The 1,003-nt window shown below is 74.8% G+C and carries 1 protein-coding gene; it reads left to right on the top strand.

What is annotated here, in order from left to right:
• Window positions 1-1,003: VWA domain-containing protein (locus FV228_RS30810; protein ID WP_147857869.1), on the top strand; the 1,003-nt coding region annotated here is incomplete at both ends.

Below are 1,003 nucleotides of genomic sequence, written 5' to 3' on the forward strand. Positions count from 1 at the left end.
GCCGGCCGGACCTACCTGCTGGCCGCCGTGAACCCGCCGGCGATCGAAGCCGACGCGGCCGCCCGGCCGGCGCGCGACGTCACGTTCGTCATCGACAATTCCGGCTCGATGGCGGGCGCCTCGATGCGGCAGGCTAAGGCCGGTCTCCTCGCCGGCCTCGCCCGCCTAACGCCGCAGGACCGCTTCAACGTCATCCGCTTCGACGACACCTGGGACGCGCTGCATCCCGAGCCCGTCCCGGCGACGCCGGCGGCCCTGGCGGAGGCCGAGGCCTTCGTGACCGCCCTTGAGGCCCGCGGCGGCACCGAGATGCTGGCGCCGCTCAAGGCGGCCCTGGCCGATCCCCACCCGGAGGACGGGCGCGTGCGCCAAGTCGTGTTCCTCACCGACGGCGCCGTCGGCGACGAGGAGCGGATCTTCGCGGCGATCCAGGCGAAGCTCGGGCGCTCGCGCCTGTTCATGGTCGGCATCGGCTCGGCACCCAACGGGCACCTGATGCGCCACGCCGCCGCGATCGGGCGCGGCAGCTTCACCGAGATCCGCGACCTCGCGCAGGTTGGCGAGCGGACCCGCGCGCTCTACGAAAAGCTCGAATCCCCCTCCGTCACCGACCTGACCGCGACTTTCTCGGTCCCGGGCGTGGAGGTCACGCCGGGCGCGCTGCCCGACCTGTACCGCGGCGAGCCGCTGGTCTTCGCCGCGCGGCTGCCAGGGGCGGCCCATGGGACCGTCGCCGGGACCGTGACCGTCTCGGGCCGGGTGGGCAGCCGGACCTGGACTCGGACGCTTCCCCTAGCCGAAGCGGGCGCGGGCGCCGGCATCTCCAAGGTCTGGGCGCGGTCCCGGATCGGCGAGACCGAGACGGCGCGCATCACCGGCCGCCTCGGCGCGGACTCGGCCGACGCCACCATCCTGGCCCTCGCCTTGGAGCATGGCCTGACGACGCGGCTGACCAGCCTCGTGGCCATCGACGCCACCCCGCGCCGGGCGCCGGGCACGCCCA

Origin of the sequence: Methylobacterium sp. WL18, assembly GCF_008040015.1 — a bacterium.
Classification (GTDB): Bacteria; Pseudomonadota; Alphaproteobacteria; order Rhizobiales; family Beijerinckiaceae; genus Methylobacterium; species Methylobacterium mesophilicum.